The following is a 20,182-nucleotide window of genomic DNA, read 5'->3' on the forward strand; positions in this document are numbered from 1 at the left end:
CCGGGAGGGATCGACGTGGAGGACACCCCGCCGATCCCTCCCGAGAGGTCGAGAGGCCTAGTGGAACTGGCCCTCTTCGGTGGAGCCCTTGAGGGCTGCCGTCGAGGTGTTGGGGTCGACGGTGGTGGCGATGCTGTCGAAGTAGCCGGCGCCGACCTCACGCTGGTGCTTGATGGCGGTGAAGCCGCGCTCCTCGGCAGCCTTGAACTCGCGCTCCTGCAGGTCGACGAAGGCGGTCATGCCCTCGCGGGCGTAGCCGTGCGCCAGGTCGAACATGCCGTAGTTGAGCGAGTGGAAGCCGGCCAGGGTGATGAACTGGAACTTGAAGCCCATCGCGCCGAGCTCCTTCTGGAACTTCGCGATGGTCGCGTCGTCCAGGTGCGCCTTCCAGTTGAAGGACGGCGAGCAGTTGTACGCCAGCAGCTGGTCCGGGAACTCGCTGCGGACGGCCTCGGCGAACTTCTTGGCGACCTCGAGGTCCGGCACACCGGTCTCCATCCAGATGAGGTCGGAGTACGGGGCGTAGGCCTTGGCGCGGGCGATGCAGGGCTCGATGCCGTTCTTGACGCCGTAGAAGCCCTCGGCGGTGCGGGTGCCGTCGAGGAACTCGCGGTCACGCTCGTCGACGTCGGAGGTCAGCAGCGTGGCGGCCTCGGCGTCGGTGCGGGCGATGACGACCGTCGGGACGTCGGCGACGTCGGCGGCCAGACGCGCGGAGGTGAGGGTGCGGATGTGCTGCTGGGTCGGGATGAGCACCTTGCCACCGAGGTGGCCGCACTTCTTCTCCGACGCGAGCTGGTCCTCCCAGTGCGAACCGGCGACACCGGCCGCGATCATGGCCTTCTGCAGCTCGTAGACGTTGAGGGCGCCACCGAAGCCGGCCTCACCGTCGGCGACGATCGGAGCGAGCCAGTTGTCGACGGAGGTGTCACCTTCGACCTTGGCGATCTCGTCGGCGCGCAGCAGCGCGTTGTTGATGCGGCGGACGACCTGCGGAACCGAGTTCGCCGGGTACAGCGACTGGTCCGGGTAGGTGTGGCCGGAGAGGTTGGCGTCGCCGGCGACCTGCCAGCCGGAGAGGTAGATGGCCTTGAGGCCCGCGCGGACCTGCTGGACGGCCTGGTTGCCGGTGAGCGCACCGAGCGAGTTGATGTAGTCCTCGTTGTTGACGAGATCCCAGAGGATCTCGGAGCCGCGACGAGCGAGGGTGGCCTCTTCGACCACGGTGCCCTGCAGCTTGACGACCTGCTCGGCCGTGTAGTTGCGCGTGACGCCCTTCCAGCGGGGGTTGGTGTCCCAATCCTTCTGGATCTCTTCTGCGGTCCTCGGGGTGCCGGTGGTCGACATCGAAAGCTCCACTTCTTGTCTGCTGCTTCGACCGGTACGGATGTACTGCTTCACATCGTTGCCAGGCCGTTCGGATGTACGAACCGAGAATGACACAGCCGAAAACCGCCGTCTACCTGTTGCTAATGCCAATCTTCGCTAGCTTTTCATTTCAATCTGCAAAGCTTGCTAATTTTCGCAGCGCCAAGCAGTTGCTTGGGTTACCGATCAGTAGCAATGAAAGTTACCCGCAAGTAGGCCCTCACCTCGGGGTTAGCGCGAAAACCGGACAGGACCCCGAGAGGTGAAGTTGGACACGTCGGACACCCGAACCGGACAGCGCCCTCACCGAACCGTACGCAGGCTTGTGAGGGCAATCACAGGAATCGGACAGCGTTCCGTACACCGGAACGGTCGGGAATCGGCGTCACAGATACTTCGGGCCTCGCGGGTAGCCGCGACGGCGGCGCTACTGCCGGCCGAGAATGGCCACGCGCGCGAAGCCGTACCGCGCGTCGAGGGCAGCCGTCGACCCGGACAGGTCGTAGGCATGGGAGCCGAACTCGGCACACTCGATGACTGCGGAACCCGTGACGATCGGCGACAGCCGCGTGACCTCCCACTGGGTGTGGACCAGTGTCGGCATCTCCGCACCGGTCCCCGAGCCGCTCACGACGTCCTCCCGCCACGACTGACACGCGAGCCAGTCGGGGGTGAGCTGTACCTGTTCGCCGTCGCATTCGGCCAGCTCGACGTGGCCCACCACTCCCCTGCCGACCCCGTCGACCGGGGGGATGGAGAAGCCCATCCCGCCGACGCCGTTCACCAGGCTCAGCGCCGTGTGCGGCAGGTCCGGCAGCGAGAACGGGTCGCGGTCGCCCTCCTCGATGGGGGCGCCGACGAGGAAGTCCGACGTGTACGCGCTCTCGTCCTGCTCTCCCGGCAACAGACAGTTGCACGACATCCCGGCGAACAACCGACCGACCGGAACACCCACGGTGTCCGAATCCGCGGACAGTGGTTCGACGATCCACACCGCCAGTTGGGGCCGATCCGCGACCGCAAACGGCTCGGGCAGGAGCGCGCGGGCGAATCCCCGGCTCACGTCTGTCGTGAGGACGAGCCAGCGGGCGGCCACGGCTACCGCGTCGGCCTCCGTCGCCGGCCCGGCGGTCTCGTCGTCCGGCGCTGCCGCCACCTCGACGGGGCCGACCGCGTCCGACGGCTCCACGGACCCCGACGCCACGGAACCGGATTCCACGGCGTCACTGGACGGGAGGAGTGTCGAAGCGCGAAGTCCGACGCGAGCTCGGCGCTTGGAGGTGAAGATCATCGTGGCCTCTGGCGGTTCCTGGTCGAATGCCGGGCCGACGCGGGGCCGACCGGCGACACTGCAGCAGAGAACGGCCCACGCCCGGTGCGGAGGGCGAGCGTGAACCGGGGGCTCCCGCCCTGCGGAGGGCGCCCACGTCCGTGCGCTCGGGACGCGCGAGCCCCCACCGCTCGCCCCAAACTGCCTAGCAACCAATGCTTTACACAATCGATCAATGACTGTCGCCAAGCTTTTGCCACCGTCACCGAGATGTCAAGGCTTGTGCCTGAAACGTCATGTTCGGTCTGTTGTTCGTTTCGTCCGTGAACACCTCTCGGCGTGCCGATGCTAAGCCGAGCCTTTGCACGGTTAGCAGGGCGCTCGTACGCTGGCGAGCATGTCCAAGACCTTCGTCGGCGCCCGGCTGCGACAGCTCCGCACCGAGCGTGGCCTGAGCCAGGCCGCCCTCGCCAAGACGCTGGACATCTCGGCCAGCTACCTCAACCAGATCGAGCACGACGTGCGCCCGCTGACCGTGCCGGTGCTGTTGCGGATCAGTGAGGTGTTCGGGGTCGACACCACGTTCTTCTCGTCGCAGGACGACACCCGGTTGATCGCCGAGCTGCGCGAGGTGGCTCTCGACAAGGACATGGGCATCGACGCCGATGCGCAGGAGATCGCGGAGATGGTGTCGTCGCATCCGGGTCTGGCCAAGGCGATGGTGAACATGCACCGCCGCTTCCGGAACACGTCGGCGCAGTTGGCCGCGGCCACCGAGGACCGGTTCAGCGACGGCAGCGGCAGCGGGTCGATCACGATGCCGCACGAGGAAGTGCGCGACTACTTCTATCAGCGGCAGAACTACATCCACGACCTCGACACCGCCGCGGAGGACCTCACCGCGCGCCTGCGCTTCCACCGCGGCGACATCGCCGACGGGATCGCCCGGCGGCTCGAGAACCTGCACGACGTCCAGATCGTCCGCCGCATCGATCTCGGCGAGAACGTGCTGCACCGCTACGACCCGGAGACCCGGGTGCTCGAGATCTCGCCCGCGCTGTCGGGTGGGCAGCAGGTGTTCAAGTTCGCGACCGAGCTCGCCTACCTCGAGTGCGGCGATCTGCTCCGCCGGCTGGTGGACGAGGGCAACTTCACCTCCGACGAGGCCCGCTCGCTCGCGATGCTCGGCCTCGCCAACTACTTCGCGGCGGCCACGGTGCTGCCGTACGGCCAGTTCCACGAGATCGCGGAGGACTTCCGGTACGACATCGAGCGGCTGTCGGCGTTCTACGCGATCAGCTACGAGACGATCTGTCACCGGCTGTCGACGCTGCAGCGCCCGAAGCAGCGGGGCGTGCCGTGGTCGTTCGTCCGAGTCGACCGCGCCGGCAACATGTCGAAGCGTCAGTCCGCCACCGGTTTCCACTTCTCGTCCAGCGGCGGCACGTGCCCGCTGTGGAACGTGTACGAGACGTTCGCGTACCCCGGCAAGATCATGACGCAGATCGCGCAGATGCCGGACGGCCGCAACTACCTGTGGGTGGCGCGCACCGTCGAGCGCCGCGCGCAGCGGTACGGGCAGCCCGGCAAGACGTTCGCGATCGGTCTGGGATGCGAGCTGCGGCACGCGCCGCGGGTGGTCTACGCCGACGGTCTCGATCTCGGTGGCAGCACCGCCACCCCGATCGGTGCCGGCTGCCGTGTGTGCGAGCGGATGAACTGCCCGCAGCGGGCCTTCCCTCCCCTGGGCAAGGAACTCGACATCAACGAGCACCGCAGCTCGGTGTCGCCGTACACGATCCTCTGATCCACCAGCACCTTTCCCGATAGTCGGGTCTCGTCCGTCGAGGCCGCGTGAGCTCCTGTTCATGCGTACGTAATACGCGACACGAACTCGTGATCCACAGACATTCCGGCGCAACAACTTCCGCCTACTGTCTCGAATCACGGATACAGCGTCGTATACGTACCTCTCCGCAGCTCAGCGTCATTCCTCTCGACGGAAAGGCTCGTTCATGCCCACGTTCTCGAAGCGTGCTCTCACCGCCCCGGCCGCACTCGCGGCCCTCGGCCTGGTTCTCACCGCCTGCGGCAGCAAGGCGTCGGACACCTCGGCCGCCGGTACGACGTCCACCGCGTCCTGCGTCGACACGTCGGGCGACACGATCAAGGTCGGTTCGCTCAACTCGCTGTCCGGCACGATGGCGATCAGCGAGGTCACCGTCCGCGACTCCATCGCCCTCGCGGTCGAGGAGATCAACAACGCCGGCGGCGTGCTCGGCAAGAAGATCCAGATCGTCGCCGAGGACGGCGCGTCCGAGCCGACGGTGTTCGCAGAGAAGGCCGAGAAGCTCATCAGCAGCGACTGTGTCGCAGCCGTTTTCGGTGGTTGGACGTCATCGAGCCGCAAGGCGATGCTGCCGGTGTTCGAGGACAACAATGCGCTGCTGTACTACCCCGTGCAGTACGAGGGCCTCGAGGACTCCCCCAACATCTTCTACACCGGCGCGACCACCAACCAGCAGATCGTTCCCGCGCTGGACTACCTGAAGGAGAAGGGCGTCAAGTCGCTGTACCTGGTGGGCAGCGACTACGTCTTCCCGCAGACCGCCAACCGGATCATCAAGGCGTACGCGGCCGCCAACGGCATCGAGATCAAGGGCGAGGACTACACGCCGCTCGGTTCCACCGACTTCTCGACGATCGTCAACAAGGTCCGCACCGCCGACGCCGACGCCGTCTTCAACACCCTCAACGGTGATTCGAACGTCGCGTTCTTCCGCGAGTACGCCAATGTGGGTCTGAAAGCCGCTGACATGCCGGTGGTCTCGGTGTCGATCGCCGAGGAGGAGGTGGGCGGCATCGGTGCGCAGAACGTGACCGGTCAGCTCACCGCCTGGAACTACTACCAGACCGTCGACTCCCCCGAGAACAAGAAGTTCGTAGACGCATACAAGGCGAAGTACGGAGCGAACAAGCCGACGTCGGATCCGATGGAGGCCGCCTACACGTCGGTGTACCTGTGGAAGAACACCGTCGAGAAGGCCGATTCGTTCGCCGTGGCCGACGTCCAGGCCGCGGCCGACGGTGTCAGCTTCCAGGCGCCCGAGGGTCTCGTGACCATCGACGGCGACAACCACCACATCACCAAGACCGCACGCATCGGCGAGATCCGCGGCGACGGCCTGATCTACACCGTGTGGGAGTCCGACGGCCCGATCCAGCCGGACCCGTACCTCGAGAGCTACGACTGGGCGAAGGACCTGTCCGGCTCGGGTAGCTAGCTCACGAACAACGACGAGGAAGGGCGGGCACCGATGGATGTCGTTATCGGGCAGCTGTTCACCGGCCTGAGCATCGGGTCGATCCTGTTGTTGGCGGCACTGGGCCTGTCGCTGACCTTCGGCCAGATGGGCGTGATCAACATGGCCCACGGCGAATTCATCATGACCGGCTCGTACACCGCGTACGTGGTGCAGCAGGTCGTTTCGAGCGCCGGGGCGTCGCTGCTGATCTCCCTGGTGGTCGGCTTCGTGGTGGGCGGCCTGATGGGCGTGCTGCTCGAGGCCACCTTGATCCGGCGGATGTACCACCGCCCGCTGGACACCCTGCTGGTGACTTTCGGTGTGGGACTGGTACTCCAGCAGCTCGCCCGCGACATCTTCGGCGCCCCCGCCGTCAACGTCGTCGCACCGTCCTGGCTCACCGGCGGCGTCGAGATCCTCGGCGCCGTCGTACCCAAGACCCGCATCTTCATCCTGGTCCTCGCGATCGTCGCGGTCGCGGTGCTGTCCTTCGCACTGGCGAAGACCTCGATGGGTCGCCGCATCCGCGCCGTCGTGCAGAACCGCGACCTCGCGGAGACCAGCGGAATCTCCTCGCGGCGAACCGATGTGACGACATTCTTCATCGGTTCCGGTCTGGCCGGCGTGGCCGGCGTCGCCCTGACGCTGATCGGGTCGACGAGCCCGACCATCGGCCAGTCGTACCTGATCGACGCGTTCCTCGTGGTCGTGATCGGCGGACTGGGCCGGCTGTCGGGTGCGGTGGTCGCGGCCTTCGCGCTCGGCATCCTGAACTCGTTCATCGAGTACTCGACCACCGCGTCGATCGCGAAAGTGATCGTGTTCGTGCTCATCGTCATCTTCCTGCAGGTCCGCCCGCAGGGACTGTTCGTCGCCAAGACAAGGAGCCTGGTATGACCGTGCTCAGTCGTTACCGGGTGTGGGCTGGATTCGCCGTCGCCGCGATCGTCCTCTTCGGCGTCGCACCGGCCCTGCTGTCGGACTTCAGACTCAACCTGCTGGCCAAGTTCCTGTGCTTCGCGATCGTCGCGGTCGGCATCGGATTGGCTTGGGGCCGTGGCGGAATGCTCACCCTCGGTCAGGGCGTGTTCTTCGGCCTCGGCGCCTACATCATGGCGATGCACCTCAAGATCGCCGACGCGGAGCTGCGCGGGGACGCGGTGCCGGACTTCATGCAGATCGCCGGCATCCGCGAACTCCCCTCCTACTGGACCCCATTCTCCGATCCGTTCACGACCATCGCCGCGATCCTCCTCGTCCCCGCGTTCGTCGCGTTCCTACTGGGGCTCGGCGTGTTCAAGCGCCGGGTCAAGGGCGCGTACTTCGCGATCCTCTCGCAGGCCCTCGCCGCGGCATTCGCGATCCTGCTCATCGGCCAGCAGTCGATCGGAGGCTCCAACGGCCTCAACCGGTTCCGCACGTTCTTCGGCTTCAACCTGTCCGACCCGGCGAACAAGCGGATGCTCTTCTTCATCGCCGGCGCGGTGCTGCTCCTCGTCGTCGCCGCGACCCGTCAGTTGATGAACTCGCGCTACGGCGAACTCCTCGTCGCGGTCCGCGACCAGGAGGAGCGGGTCCGGTTCCTGGGCTACGACCCCGCGAACATCAAGGTCGTCGCCTACACCGTCGCCGCCTTCTTCGCCGGCATCGCGGGCGCTCTGTTCGTCCCCATCGTCGGCATCATCTCGCCCGCCGATGTCGGCCTCGTCCCGTCGATCGCGTTCCTCATCGGCGTGGCGATCGGCGGCCGCACCACACTGCTCGGTCCGGTACTCGGCGCGATCGGTGTGGCGTGGGCGCAGACCACCCTGTCCGAGAACTTCCCGTCGGCATGGACCTACGCGCAGGGCCTGCTGTTCATCGTCGTCATCGGATTCTTCCCGGCCGGCATCGCGGGTCTCGCCAAGGTGGTCAAGCGCCGCCGCCGGGCCGCCCCGACCGAGCCCGAACCGGAATCCGCCCGCGAACTGGAGGTCGCCCGATGACCGAACCCCAACCCACCCTCGGCGGCAACGCCGGGATGTCCAGCCAGTACCTCGAGATCCGCGACCTGCGCGTCACGTTCGACGGTTTCACCGCCGTCGACAGCGTGGACCTGACGCTCTTCCAGGGTGACCTGCGCTTCCTCATCGGCCCCAACGGCGCCGGGAAGACCACGCTGGTCGACGCGATCACCGGCCTGGTGCCGGCCACCGGTTCGGTCACCAAGTCCGGTGTCGAACTCCTGGGGCAGAAGGTCCACAAGATCGCCCGGATGGGCGTGGGCCGCACGTTCCAGACCGCATCGGTGTTCGAGGACCTCACGGTGCTGCAAAACCTCGACATTGCGGCCGGCGCCGGACGATCCGCGCTGACGCTGCTCCGCCGCCGCAAGAACGTCCTGCCACAGATCGAGGAGGCCCTCGAGACCATCGGGCTCACCGACCTGCGGGACTGCAAGGCGGGCATCCTGCCGCACGGCCAGAAGCAGTGGCTCGAGATCGGCATGCTGCTGGTGCAGGACGCCGACGTGCTGCTGCTCGACGAACCGGTGGCGGGCATGAGCCACGAGGAACGCGAGGACACCGGAAACCTGCTGCGGCGCATCGGCGCCGAGCGCACCGTCGTGGTCGTCGAGCACGACATGGACTTCATGCGGGCCTTCGCGACCTCCGTGACGGTCCTGGCCCGCGGCAAGGTCATCGCCGACGGCAGTGTCGAAGAGATCCAGGCCGATCCGATGGTGCAGCAGGTGTACCTCGGCACCGCGGCCGCCGCCGACGTCCTCGAGGAGGCCTGACCATGCTGGAACTCGTCGACATCCGGACCGGCTACGGCCGCACCGAGATCATCCACGGCGCCACCGTCACCGTGCCCGCCGACGGCGTCGCCGCGGTCATGGGACACAACGGAGCCGGCAAGACGACGCTGCTGCGGGCCGCGGTCGGGCTGGCGAAGGCGACGTCGGGCAAGGTCCTGCTGGACGGCCAGGACGTCACCAAGCTGCGGCCGAGCGCCCGGGTGGCCCGCGGACTCGCGTACGTCCCGCAGGGGCAGCAGTCGTTCGGCCAGCTGACGTGCCTCGAGAACATGCAGGTGGTCGCCGACGGCCGCAAGCGCGGCAAGGCGCTCATCGACGAGCAGCTGGCGCTGTTCCCGGCGCTCGAGTCACTGCTCGACCGGCGCGCGGGCCTGCTGTCGGGCGGCCAGCGGCAGCAGCTGGCGATCGCGCGAACTCTCATCACCGAACCACGCGTACTGGTCCTCGACGAACCGACCGAGGGCATCCAGCCGTCCGTCGTCGCCGAGATCGAGTCCGCGATCGTCGAGCTCACCCGACGCGGCAACCTCGGTGTCCTCCTGGTGGAGCAGCACATCGGGTTCGCCCTGCAGTCCGCCCAGCGCTACTACATTCTCGAGTCCGGCCGCGTCACGTCGAGTGGCGCCGGAGGCGCGGACGCCGAGTCCGTCGTGCGCTCCGCCATGGCCATCTGACCGGCCGTCCGACGCTCCCTCCCACCGAAGGAGACCACTTCGTGTTCCCCGCTTTCGACACCCTCCTCATCGCGAACCGCGGCGAGATCGCCTGCCGCATCATCCGATCCGCGCGCGAACTCGGTCTCAAGACGGTTTCCGTGTACTCCGACGCGGACGCGTGCGCCGCGCACGTCGAGATGGCCGACGCCGCCGTCCGGCTGGGTCCCGCCCCCGCGGCCGAGTCGTACCTGTGTACCGACAAGGTCATCGAGGCGGCTCTCGCGACCGGTGCCGGTGCCATCCATCCCGGCTACGGGTTCCTCTCGGAGAACGAAGAATTCGCAGCGGCTGCCGAGCGGGCCGGCATCGCGTTCGTCGGCCCCACCCCCGATCAGCTCCGGGTGTTCGGCAACAAGCACACCGCCCGCGAGGCGGCGCGTGCCGTGGGTGTCCCGCTGGTGCCGGGCAGCGGCCTGCTCGAATCGGTGGAGGACGCGGTCGCCGAGGCCGAGCGGATCGGCTACCCGGTGATGCTCAAGGCGGTCGGTGGCGGCGGCGGCATCGGCATGCAGGCGTGCTTCACACCGGAGGCGCTGCGCGCCGCGTACGACACGGTGCAGCGGATGGCGGCGGCGAACTTCTCGTCGTCGGGTGTCTTCCTGGAGCGTTTCGTCGCCCGCGCCCGGCACATCGAGGTGCAGGTCTTCGGCGACGGCGCGGGCCGCACACTGAGCCTGGGTACCCGCGACTGCTCGCTGCAGCGCCGCAATCAGAAGGTGGTGGAGGAGGCACCTGCGCCGGGACTGCCCGCGCACGTGGTGGAGCAACTGTTGCGCTCGTCGCGCGATCTCGCGTCGTCGGTGAACTACCGTTCGGCGGGCACCGTCGAGTTCGTGTACGACGTGGACCGTGGCGAGGCGTCGTTCCTCGAGATGAACACCCGCCTTCAGGTGGAACATCCGGTCACCGAGGAGGTGACCGGTGTCGACCTGGTCGAGTGGATGCTGCGTCTGGCCGGCGGCGACGCGTCGATGCTCGACGGGCTGCCCGACTCCGGTCCGACGCTGACCGGCCACGCCGTCGAGGCCCGGGTGTACGCCGAGGATCCCGGGCAGGACTACCGGCCCAGCGCCGGAACCATCACTTCGGTAGGGTTTCCCGCCACCGCGCGGGTCGAGACGTGGGTCGACACCGGCACCGAGGTGAGCGCCCACTACGACCCGATGATCGCGAAGATCGTCACCCGCGGCGACACCCGCGAGGAGGCACTGGCGAAGCTGGGCGACGCACTGGCCGAGACGCATCTCTACGGCGTCCAGACCAATCTTCCTCAGCTGCGGCACATCTGCGCCCAGCCGCTCGCCGAGCACACGACGTCCGCGCTCGCCGACATCCCGGCCACCGGACCGCGGATCGACGTCCTGCGGGCCGGCACCATGACGACGGTGCAGGACCTGCCGGGCCGGATCGGATTGTGGGAGGCGGGCATTCCGCCGTCCGGACCGATGGACGATCTCTCGTTCCGGCTCGCCAACACCGCCGTCGGCAATCCCGTCGGGGCGCCCGGGCTCGAGTGCACGCTGCAGGGTCCGCGACTGGAGTTCTCCGCGCCGACGGTGATCTGTGTGACCGGTGCCGATGCCCCGGTCACCGTCGACGGGCTCGCGGTGCCGATGTGGGAACCGATCGCGATCGCTGCCGGCTCGGCGCTCGACATCGGCACCCCCGCCGACACCGGACTGCGCACCTACCTCGCGGTGCGCGGCGGGCTGGACGTCCCGCTGTTCCACGGCAGCGCCTCGACGTTCACGCTCGGCGGCTTCGGCGGAGTCACCGGCAGCGCGGTCGCGACCGGCGACGTGCTGGGCATGCTCCCCGAGACCGACGCACTCACCGAACCGGCGAGCGTCCCGGCCGACGTGCGGCCCGAACTGACCCGCACCTGGCACCTCGCGGTCACGGAGGGTCCGCAGCCGTCGCCGTCGTACTTCACCGACGCCGACATGACGCAGTTCTACGAGACCACCTGGACCACCGCGAGTCACGCGAACCGCACCGGTATCCGGCTCGACGGACCCAAGCCGACGTGGTCGCGCACCGACGGCGGCGACGCGGGACTGCACCCGTCGAACCTCCACGACAACCCGTACAGCGTGGGCGCGCTGAACGTCTCGGGCGACACCCCGATCCTGCTGGGCCCGGACGGCCCGAGTCTCGGCGGGTTCGCGTGCCCGCTCACGGTGGTGAGCGCGCACCGCTGGAAGATGGGGCAGATCCGCCCGGGCGACGCCGTGCGCTTCGTTCCCGTGCCCGACGCCGACGCCGACGCGCTGCGCCGCTCCGACCAGTTGCGGTCGAAGGACGTTCCGGCCGTGCGGATCTCCCGCGGTGACGGCGGCGTACTCGGCCGTGCAGAGGCCGGCGACGACCGCCCCGAGGTGGTGTACCTGCGCGGCGGAGACGACAACATCCTCGTCGAGTACGGGCCGATGGCCCTCGATCTCGGGCTGCGGATGCGGGTGCACGCGCTGTCGGAAGAACTGTCGCGACTGCAGGTCTCGGGGCTGATCGACGTCACCCCGGGCGTTCGGTCGCTGCACCTGCACTTCGACCCGGACGTGCTGCCGCAGTACCGCCTCCTGGGGCTGCTGCAGGAACTCGAGGGCCGGCTCCCGGCGACGCACGACCTGGTCGTGCCGAGCCGTACCGTGCGGCTGCCGCTGTCGTTCGACGACCCGTCGATCGACGACGCGCTGGCCCGCTACCGCAGCGGCGTGCGGGACACTGCGCCGTGGTTGCCGTCGAACACCGAGTTCATCCGGCGGATCAACGGACTGGACAGTGTGGACGACGTCCGCAAGGCCGTGTTCGACGCCGAGTACCTGGTGCTCGGGCTGGGCGACGTGTATCTCGGTGCGCCGCTGGCGGTTCCGCTCGATCCGCGGCACCGGCTGGTGACCACCAAGTACAACCCGGCCCGCACTTGGACGCCGTCGGACGCGGTCGGCATCGGCGGCAAGTACCTGTGCGTGTACGGCATGGAGTCGCCGGGTGGCTACCAGTTGATCGGGCGGACGGTGCCGATCTGGTCGGGCTACCGGCAGCGCGCGCCGTTCGAGGCCGGCAAGCCGTGGCTGTTCCGCTTCTTCGACCGGATCGTGTGGGAGCCCGTCACCCCCGAGCAGCTCGCGGAAGCCCGGGCCGAGTCCCGCGCGGGACGCTTCGACGCCGACGTCAGCGAGGGCACGTTCGCACTGGCCGACCACCTGCGGTTCCTCGCGGACAACGCGGACTCGATCGCCGAGTTCGAGGAACGGCAGGGCGCGGCGTTCGAGACCGAGAAGCAGGCCTGGCACGCGGCCGGCGAGTTCGACCGCGTCGATGTCGCACCGGCACCCGAGCCCGAGACCGCCGACCTGGACGTCCCGCCCGGCGCCGTCGTGGTGGAGGCTCCGATGGTCGGCAACGTGTGGCGGGTGGAACTCACACCGGGACAGCAGGTTTCCGCGGGCGACCCCGCGGTGATCCTGGAGGCCATGAAGCTCGAGATGCCGGTTCCGTGCCCGGCCACCGGCACGGTGCTGCAGGTGCTCGCGGAGCCGGGCGCCAAGGTGGCGCCCGGGACTCCGCTGGCCGTCATCGGCTGAGGCGCTGCTCCGCGAGGACCTTGACGGATCCCTTGGCGACCTTGCCGCCGGGCGCCAGGGGGAGCTCGTCGACGGTGACCACGTGCTCGGGGATGTACTCGCGGGTCACGCCCTGCCCGGCGAGCCACACGGACAGCTCGTCGGCGGTCAGTTCGGTGCCGTCGGCGGTCACCACGACGGCGCACACCTTCTCGCCGAACAGGGCGTCGTGCACGCCCACCACGGCCACCATCGTGACCGCCGGGTGGGCGCGCACGTACTCCTCGACCTCTACGGCCGAGATGTTCTTGCCGCCGCGGATGATGATGTCGGCCTTGCGGCCCACTACCTTCAGGCGTCCGGCCGCGTCGATCTCGACGATGTCGCCGAGCAGCATCCAGCCGTCGGCGGTGTACAGCTCGGCGTTGGCCGCATCGTCGTCCCAGTAGCCGTGGCATATCAGCGGGCCGTTCACGCCGGGCTGGCCGCGACGCTCGTCGCCGAGCACCTCGGCGCCCGCGTCGTCGAACACCCGGACTCGCGCCTCGTCGACCACGTGCCCGCACGTGCGCAGGCGGGTGTCCGCGTCGTCGTCGACGGTCGTGACGCTCACCGCACCGGTCTCGTTGGAGCCGTAGAACTGCAGCACCGCGGCGCCGGTCCGCTCCTCGAACGCGAGCGCCTCCGAGTACGGCACCGCCTCGCCGCCGGTGAACATCGCACGCAGCGCGCTCAGGTCTGCGGCCTGCGCCCGCTCGGACCGCAGCAGCATCTTGAACTGCGTGCTGACACAGTTCAGTACCGTCACGCGCTCCCGCTCGAGGAGGTCGATCATGGTGTCGGCACTGAACCGCTCGACCACCACGTTGGGCGCGCCGAGGAGGGCCGGCAGGAAGTGCGAGGTCCACAGTCCGAAGCCGAACGGCGCGGGCACCGCACCGAAGAAGACGTCGTCGCCGGTGATCTTTCCGGCCCGGACGGCCACCTCGGAGAAGCCGATCCAGCGCCGCTCGGTCTGGGTGACCAGCTTGGGCAGCCCGGTGGTGCCGGACGTCGAGTTGAGCAGCGAGACGTCGTCGACGCCGAACCGCGGGCTGGTTGCGTCGAAGCGCCGGTCGGTGATCTCGACCGGGTTACCGGCGGCGTCCTCGACCTCGACGGAGCCGAGGTCGTCGACGTAGATCACGTGCTCGGGTCCGCCGGTCCGCTCGCGCAGTTCCGCGACGAGAGCCGCGGTGTCCTGACCGCGCAGCAATCGCGTGGTGACCAGTGTCCGGCACCCGGCGCGGGTGCTCAGGTGCGCCACTTCCTTGACACCCGAACGCGATCCGATGCCGACCGCGATCCGCCCGACGCGGTACGCAGCGCACAGCGCGGCATGGAAGACCATGGTGTCGGGCAGGTACAGCGCGACGGCGGACTCCTCGCCCACCGTCGCCAGCGCGGACGCGATCCGATCGGCGGTGGCGTCGTAGCTCGCCCACGAGATGTGGGCCTCCGGGGTGATGAAGGCGGGGCGGTCACCGATCGTGAGCGCCCAGTGCCGTACCAACTCGCTCACGCTCAGACCGTCGAGCCTGCGCGGGTCGGTTGCGAAGTCGCCGACCGCGACGTCCAGGGTGGTCGAGAATCGTCCGGTCACCGTCACTGCTCCACCGTCGCTTCCAACATGCCCATCGACTGCTTGTACGCGGCGTCGAGCGACGCCGCGTCGTCCCGGGTGTCGACGATCCGGCCGCGCTGCATCACGTACCCGCGCTGCACCACCGACTTCAGCGCCGCGAGCGCGGGTTCGGCGACCAGCACCGTCACGCCCTCGGCCGCGAGACCCGCGACGAGCGAACGAAGTTCGGCGACGATCTTGGGCGCGAGGCCCGTCATCATCTCGTCGAGCAGCAGCACCTTCGGCGTCGCCAGCAGGGCCCGGCCCAGCACCAGCATCTGCTGTTCGCCGCCGCTGAGGACGCCGGCGTAGCTGCCGGACCGCTCGCGCAGCACCGGGAACCGGTCGAACGCCGAGTCGATCGCGTCCTTCTTCATGCCGAGCAGGTCGGCGCCCACCTGCAGGTTCTCGCGCACCGACATCTTCATGAACAGCTGCCGGCCCTGCGGGACGTACGCGAAGCCCTCCCGGACCCGCTGCAGCGCGGACATGCCGTCGACCCGGCGGCCGTCCATCGTCACCTGCCCGGTGCCACGGACGGAGCCGTAGACCGCCCCGAACAGGCTGGACTTGCCGGCGCCGTTGGGGCCGACGATCGCGGTCACCGTCCCGGACGGCGCCGTGAACGAGACGCCGTCGACCGCGACGGCCGATCCGTACCGGACCTTCAGGTGCGTCACCTCGAGCGTGGTCATGACACTTCCTCTCCTGCACCGAAGTACACCTCACGCATGGCGTCGCTCGCGAGACATTCGGCGGGCGCGCCGTGGAAGGCGACCGATCCGAAGTCGAGCAGCACGACGGTCGTCGCGAGTTCGGCGATGAGGTCGACGTTGTGGTCGACCAGCACGACGCCGCGTCCCTGCGCCTGGATCTTGCGGACCGCCCCGGCGATCGCTGCGATGCCCGTGTGGTCGGCGCCGGCGAACGGCTCGTCGAGCAGCAGCACCTGCGGATCCGTGGCCATCGCGCGCGCCACCTCGACCAGGCGCTGCCCGCCGAGGCTCAGTTCGCCGCAGGCGCTGGTGGTGTCGTCGATCGCGTACTCGTGTGCGACGGCGCGCGCCCGGTCCGCGGTGGCGTCCCAGTTCTCGAACGGCCCCTTGAGCGCCCACCACAGCGAGTGCAGGGGCGTGCGCATCCGGCGGCCGTACAGCGCGGGCACGATGTTCTCGACGGCGCTCAGTTCCAGCGCCAGCTGTGGGTGCTGGAACGTGCGCGACAGGCCCTGCCGGGCCCGCTTCTCGCTGGGCCCGGTCAGCGTGCGACCGGCCAGTTTCACGGTGCCGGCGTCGGCCCGCTGCGTTCCGAAGATGCAGTCCACCAGCGTGGTCTTGCCGGCGCCGTTGGGGCCGACCAGTCCGACCACCTCGCCGGGGGCGACGGTGAACGAGACGTCGTCGACGGCGCGGACACCGCCGTAGTTCTTGGTGAGGCCCGAGACCTCGAGCAGCACACTCACGTCCGATCACTTCCTCGCTCGTTGGAACCGCCGCGGCCGGTTACCTTGGTGAACGCCGCACCCGCCCAGCCGATCACGCCACCCGGCGCGACGATGAGGATGAGCAGGACCGCGGCCGCGAGCAGTAGTTCGCCGCTGCCCTGGTAGCCGGGCATGTTGAGGGTCACGATCACGACGATGAGCGCACCGAGCGGGGCGCCCCACGCGCTGTTGCGTCCGCCGATGATCGGCATGAAGATCGCCAGGAACACGATGCTGAGCGTGAAGGTCTCGGGCGTGACGGCCTGCACGGACACCGTGAACAGCGAGCCGCCGGTCGACGCGATCGCCGCGCCGATCGCGAGCGCGATCACCGTCAGGTGGGCAGGGTTGACGCCCGACGACCGGGCGGCGTTCTTGTTGTCCCGCGCAGCCCGTAGGGTCAGGCCCCACACCGACTTTCGCATCCGGTCGACGATCACCGCGATCGCGCAAACGAACAGGATCGCGAGCACGACCAGCGTGTACCGCGGTGGCTGCCACCCGAACAGCGTGACGGCCTCGACGCCGGAGATGCCGGCCGAGCCGCCGGTGAAGCTGGGGCCGTCGATGAGCCAGTGCTCGAACGCGATTCCGAACAGCAGCGTCACGGCGGCCAGGTAGAAGCCGGACAGCTTCTGCGTCGCGAGCGCGAGGATCACCGCGACCACCGCCGCGACGAGGGCGCCGATGATCCAGCCCCACCACATCGACAGTCCGGTCTTGACCGAGATGAGAGCGACGGCGTACGCACCGATCGCGGCGTAGGCGCTGTACGCCATCGACAGCGAACCGGCCATGACGAACGGGATGTACATACCGAGTGCGATCAGCGAGTACGTCGCGGCCAGGAACACGAGGTCCTGCCGGTACAGGCTCGGACCCATCCACACCAGTACCGCGGCGACGACGACGAGCGTGATGCCCGCCTCGATCGCGATGTTGGTGAGCGACCGGCGGGCCCGCGAGGGACGTGCCGGCGCTGCCGCCTCCGACGGCGGTGACGTGAGAGTCGACATCAGACGCGGACCTTCCTCGAGAGCAGGCCCTCCGGCCGGAAGGCGAAGAACACCAACGCGATCAGCAGGATCGCGGTCTGTGCGGCACTGGCACCGAAGTAGTACGGCGCGAACACCTGCACGAAGCCGAGCAGCAGGCCACCGATCAGCGGCGCCCAGCTGCGTCCGGTCCCGCCGATCACGAGGGCGATGAACGCGGTGAGCGTCCACGACAGTCCGCTCGTGAACTGGACGCCGGCCTTGGGCGCGAACAGCAGTCCGGCGATGGCGGCGATGAGTCCGGCGACTGTGAAGGCCACCAGCCGCACCCGGTTCACCGGCAGGCCGAGGATCCGGGCGGCCTCGGGGTTGTCACCGACCGCGCGCAGCAGCCGACCCGTCTGCGTCGCCTGCAGCCACAGACCCACCACGACGAACACCACGACGGTGCCGACGATGAGGACGATCGACGAGCTGTCGACGGTGGCGCCGACGACGGTGATCGGTTGGAAGTCGAACAGCTTCTGTCCGGGCAGCGGGGTCCGGCCGAAGATCGTGCCGGCCAGCTGCTGCACCGCGAACAGCACCGCGGTGACCGCGACGAGGGCCGGCAGTTCGCCACGGCCCGAACGCTTCTGGACCTGCTGCACGACGAGCTTCTCGGTGATCACCGACAGCGCCATGCCGACGGCGAGGCCCAGCAGCAGCGCGAGCCACAGCGGCACACCGTGGTCGACGACGACGAAGCTGCACGCCATCGCGGCGGCCATCGCGTAGGGGCCCATCGCGAAGTTGAAGAAGTCCGCCCCCACCACCACGAGGTACATGCCGAGGGCGATGAGCGAGAAGAAGGCGCCGATCTCGAGCGCGGCGAGCCAGAGTTGAGGATCAGTCATCTGTTCTCTCCTTCGTCAGCCGCACGGGGGCTGGTAGGACGCCCACGGCCCGGCCGGCTTGTTGTCGGCGCCGAACTCGACGAGCACCAGGCCGCACAGGCTGTCGGGGGCGAGGTGGTCGTCGGGGCCGTACGACAGCGTCAGGCCCTCCTGGCCGAACGTCGCGGGCACGTCGGAGACCTGCTGCAGCGCATCGCGGACCTTGGTCCGGTCGGTGTGGTCGCCGGCGATCTCGAACGCGCGCTCGAGCATCATCACGGCGTCGTAGGCCTGCGCGTCGTACGCGGTGAGCTGGTAGTCGGCGCCCTTGACCGCGCGGATCTTCTCGGTCAGCTCGGCGGTGCGCGGATTGTTCGCGCTGAGGCTGCCCATGTAGACCATGCCGGTGAGCGCGCCCGGGTCGGCCAGCGCCCACGACTTGGGCTGGTTGCCGATCGAGGCGAGCGAGAAGCGTTGCGCGTCCGGGTAGATCTTGGCGAGCGTGTTGTGGGCGAGGATCTCGAAGTGGCCACCGATGCTGGCGACGAGGATCGCGTCGGGCTCGGTGCCGGTGACCCGGGAGGCCTGCGCGGTGAGGTCCGCGGCGTCGACGGGCGCCTTCTCGACGGCGGTGACGGTGGCGCACTTCTCGAGCGCGGGCCGCAGCGTCTTGATGATGCCGTCGATCGAGGCGCTCGCGTCGCCGAGGATGCCGAGTGTCTTGTAGCCCATCTGCTCGAACGCGCCGCAGTACACCTCGGCGTACTGCTTGAGGGAGTTCGGGATCATGAACGAGTAGCCGTTGTCCGGCTTGTTCGCGAAGGCGTCGGACAGCACGACGGGTGCGATGGCCGGGATCTCGGACTGTTGCAGCACCGACTTGGCCTGGATCACCGAGCCGGACCCGGTGGCGAGCAGGACCGCGCTCGCGCCGTGGTCGACGAGCTTGCGGATGATCGACGGCGTCTTGGTGGGACTGGACTCGTCGTTCTCGACGACCAGGCGCACCGGCTTGCCGTTGATCCCGCCGTCGGCGTTGACGAGGTCGACCGCGAGCCGGATCGTGCTGCCGGCGATGGTGCTGTACGACGCGCCGGGCCCCGTCGAGTCCTCGTCGAGGCCGATCACGATCTCGTCCGGCGACATCTCCCCCGCGGATCCGCATCCCGCGACGCCGAAAGCTCCCACGGCGGCGGCCACCGCCGCAGCGACGACCCTTCCGATTCTCACAACCGACTCCCGTCTGACGCCGACCTTCAAGCGTTTGGTCAATCAAGCAATTGCTTGATTGACTATTGGCGACAGGAGTATGCCCCGCGTCACACCGCGAAGTCAACGCCGAGGACCGACGACGAGAGGGAACTTCAGTTGCCGCGCAGCAGGCGCAGTTCGCGGATCGCTTCCTTGAGCTCGCGGACGTCGCGCCGCAGATCGTCGAATTCCGAGTCGTCCGCCCCGGGAAGCTCGACGGCAGCGGCCCGGTCGGCGATCTCGGACCGGCGCACGGGCCCGGGCGCAGCCTTGGCGGATGCCGATCCCACCGGCCCGCCCGCCGCGAAACCGTCGAGGAACACCGCGATCAGGTCGTGCCGCAGGCGCTCGGCGTCCTGGGCCAGTGAGGCCCGGTTGAATCGCACCGTCGACCAGACGGATTCCCGGAGCATGCGATGGAAGTGCTGCTGGTCGATGTCGACACGGAACTCGCCCGACCGGACGCCGCGCGAGATCGCGTCGGCCCAGTAGTCGTGGGCCCGGCGGACCGCCACGGAGATCGGACTATCCTCCGGCTGCGACGACAGCGCGCTCTCGTTCTGATAGATCTCGGTGGCGAAGGGATGGTCCGCCGCGGTCTCGAACGAGACGGCCACCATGTGATCGATTCGCTCCCTGCCGGTTTCACCCGGGACCTGAGCGGCCTCGTAACGCTCGTTGAGGTCGTCGACGAAGGCGATGACGATCTCGAAGACGATCGCGTCCTTGGAGCCGAAGTAGTGGTAGAGGCTGCCCGAGAGGATGCCGACCTCGTCGGCGATGTCCCGCACGGTGGTGCCGGCGACGCCGCGCTCGCTGAACAGCTTGGCCGCATGAAATAGAATTTCTTCTCGCCGGGTCGATGCCACCTGACGACTCCCCCCAGGAAC

16 protein-coding genes are annotated in these 20,182 nt (G+C 68.6%); 7 read left to right on the forward strand and 9 right to left on the reverse strand.

Features of this window, described 5'->3' with window-relative positions; all coding sequences use genetic code 11:
- Positions 1-57: 57 nt before the first annotated feature.
- Positions 58-1,347 (reverse strand): isocitrate lyase, encoded by a 1,290-nt coding sequence (gene aceA, locus A6I89_RS15140; RefSeq protein WP_005518003.1) that lies wholly within the window; start codon positions 1,345-1,347, stop codon positions 58-60.
- Between the two features lie 448 nt (positions 1,348-1,795).
- Positions 1,796-2,587 carry a hypothetical protein gene (locus A6I89_RS15145; RefSeq protein ID WP_064066998.1) on the reverse strand — a complete coding sequence of 264 codons (792 nt, stop codon included), beginning with the start codon at positions 2,585-2,587 and terminating at the stop codon, positions 1,796-1,798.
- A 448-nt stretch (positions 2,588-3,035) separates the two neighbouring features.
- Between A6I89_RS15145 and ramB the strand changes: the two genes are divergently transcribed.
- From ramB to uca, 7 genes are all read left to right on the forward strand, one after another.
- Positions 3,036-4,445 carry an acetate metabolism transcriptional regulator RamB gene (ramB, locus tag A6I89_RS15150; protein WP_005518001.1) on the forward strand — a complete coding sequence of 470 codons (1,410 nt, stop codon included), beginning with the start codon at positions 3,036-3,038 and terminating at the stop codon, positions 4,443-4,445.
- A gap of 208 nt (positions 4,446-4,653) precedes the next feature.
- Positions 4,654-5,922, forward strand: coding sequence for an urea ABC transporter substrate-binding protein (gene urtA / locus A6I89_RS15155; protein WP_022597611.1), 1,269 nt, complete (start codon positions 4,654-4,656; stop codon positions 5,920-5,922).
- Positions 5,923-5,955: 33 nt separating this feature from the next.
- Positions 5,956-6,840 (forward strand): urea ABC transporter permease subunit UrtB, encoded by an 885-nt coding sequence (gene urtB / locus A6I89_RS15160; protein WP_022597613.1) that lies wholly within the window; start codon positions 5,956-5,958, stop codon positions 6,838-6,840.
- Entirely contained in the window at positions 6,837-7,928 is a 1,092-nt protein-coding gene (gene urtC / locus A6I89_RS15165) for an urea ABC transporter permease subunit UrtC (RefSeq protein ID WP_022597614.1), read from the forward strand. Before urtB ends, urtC begins: the two co-directional genes overlap by 4 nt.
- On the forward strand, positions 7,925-8,722 hold the full coding sequence (gene urtD, locus A6I89_RS15170) for an urea ABC transporter ATP-binding protein UrtD (RefSeq protein ID WP_022597616.1): 798 nt from the start codon (positions 7,925-7,927) through the stop codon (positions 8,720-8,722). Before urtC ends, urtD begins: the two co-directional genes overlap by 4 nt.
- Before the next feature lie 2 nt (positions 8,723-8,724).
- Positions 8,725-9,417 carry an urea ABC transporter ATP-binding subunit UrtE gene (gene urtE, locus A6I89_RS15175; RefSeq protein WP_022597618.1) on the forward strand — a complete coding sequence of 231 codons (693 nt, stop codon included), beginning with the start codon at positions 8,725-8,727 and terminating at the stop codon, positions 9,415-9,417.
- Positions 9,418-9,458: 41 nt separating this feature from the next.
- Positions 9,459-13,046, forward strand: coding sequence for an urea carboxylase (uca, locus tag A6I89_RS15180; RefSeq protein ID WP_022597620.1), 3,588 nt, complete (start codon positions 9,459-9,461; stop codon positions 13,044-13,046).
- On the opposite strand, the gene A6I89_RS15185 is transcribed toward uca, so the two are convergent.
- From A6I89_RS15185 to A6I89_RS15215, 7 genes are all read right to left on the reverse strand, one after another.
- Positions 13,036-14,673 carry a class I adenylate-forming enzyme family protein gene (locus A6I89_RS15185; RefSeq protein WP_022597622.1) on the reverse strand — a complete coding sequence of 546 codons (1,638 nt, stop codon included), beginning with the start codon at positions 14,671-14,673 and terminating at the stop codon, positions 13,036-13,038. The two genes, uca and A6I89_RS15185, sit on opposite strands and share 11 nt — an antisense overlap.
- Positions 14,670-15,383: an ABC transporter ATP-binding protein gene (locus tag A6I89_RS15190; RefSeq protein ID WP_022597624.1), complete on the reverse strand. Its 714-nt coding sequence runs from the start codon at positions 15,381-15,383 to the stop codon at positions 14,670-14,672. Before A6I89_RS15190 ends, A6I89_RS15185 begins: the two co-directional genes overlap by 4 nt.
- Complete coding sequence (locus A6I89_RS15195; protein ID WP_022597625.1) at positions 15,380-16,150, reverse strand: ABC transporter ATP-binding protein; 771 nt, start codon at positions 16,148-16,150, stop codon at positions 15,380-15,382. Before A6I89_RS15195 ends, A6I89_RS15190 begins: the two co-directional genes overlap by 4 nt.
- Positions 16,147-17,187, reverse strand: coding sequence for a branched-chain amino acid ABC transporter permease (locus A6I89_RS15200; RefSeq protein ID WP_022597626.1), 1,041 nt, complete (start codon positions 17,185-17,187; stop codon positions 16,147-16,149). Before A6I89_RS15200 ends, A6I89_RS15195 begins: the two co-directional genes overlap by 4 nt.
- Positions 17,187-18,062 carry a branched-chain amino acid ABC transporter permease gene (locus A6I89_RS15205; protein ID WP_022597628.1) on the reverse strand — a complete coding sequence of 292 codons (876 nt, stop codon included), beginning with the start codon at positions 18,060-18,062 and terminating at the stop codon, positions 17,187-17,189. The genes A6I89_RS15200 and A6I89_RS15205 overlap by 1 nt, the downstream gene beginning before the upstream one ends.
- A 15-nt stretch (positions 18,063-18,077) precedes the next feature.
- Complete coding sequence (locus A6I89_RS15210) at positions 18,078-19,271, reverse strand: ABC transporter substrate-binding protein (protein ID WP_013417051.1); 1,194 nt, start codon at positions 19,269-19,271, stop codon at positions 18,078-18,080.
- Between the two features lie 134 nt (positions 19,272-19,405).
- Positions 19,406-20,161: a TetR/AcrR family transcriptional regulator gene (locus A6I89_RS15215; RefSeq protein WP_005517987.1), complete on the reverse strand. Its 756-nt coding sequence runs from the start codon at positions 20,159-20,161 to the stop codon at positions 19,406-19,408.
- Positions 20,162-20,182 lie beyond the last annotated feature (21 nt).

Origin of the sequence: Prescottella equi (genome assembly GCF_002094305.1) — a bacterium.
In the GTDB taxonomy this organism is placed as follows: domain Bacteria; phylum Actinomycetota; class Actinomycetes; order Mycobacteriales; family Mycobacteriaceae; genus Prescottella; species Prescottella equi.

Coding starts and splice junctions, on each gene's coding strand:
- aceA (WP_005518003.1), bottom strand. CDS start 1,347: ATGTCGACCACCGGCACCCCGAGGACCGCAGAAGAGATCCAGAAGGAT.
- ramB (WP_005518001.1), top strand. CDS start 3,036: ATGTCCAAGACCTTCGTCGGCGCCCGGCTGCGACAGCTCCGCACCGAG.
- urtA (WP_022597611.1), top strand. CDS start 4,654: ATGCCCACGTTCTCGAAGCGTGCTCTCACCGCCCCGGCCGCACTCGCG.
- urtB (WP_022597613.1), top strand. CDS start 5,956: ATGGATGTCGTTATCGGGCAGCTGTTCACCGGCCTGAGCATCGGGTCG.
- urtC (WP_022597614.1), top strand. CDS start 6,837: ATGACCGTGCTCAGTCGTTACCGGGTGTGGGCTGGATTCGCCGTCGCC.
- urtD (WP_022597616.1), top strand. CDS start 7,925: ATGACCGAACCCCAACCCACCCTCGGCGGCAACGCCGGGATGTCCAGC.
- urtE (WP_022597618.1), top strand. CDS start 8,725: ATGCTGGAACTCGTCGACATCCGGACCGGCTACGGCCGCACCGAGATC.
- A6I89_RS15190 (WP_022597624.1), bottom strand. CDS start 15,383: ATGACCACGCTCGAGGTGACGCACCTGAAGGTCCGGTACGGATCGGCC.
- A6I89_RS15200 (WP_022597626.1), bottom strand. CDS start 17,187: ATGTCGACTCTCACGTCACCGCCGTCGGAGGCGGCAGCGCCGGCACGT.
- A6I89_RS15205 (WP_022597628.1), bottom strand. CDS start 18,062: ATGACTGATCCTCAACTCTGGCTCGCCGCGCTCGAGATCGGCGCCTTC.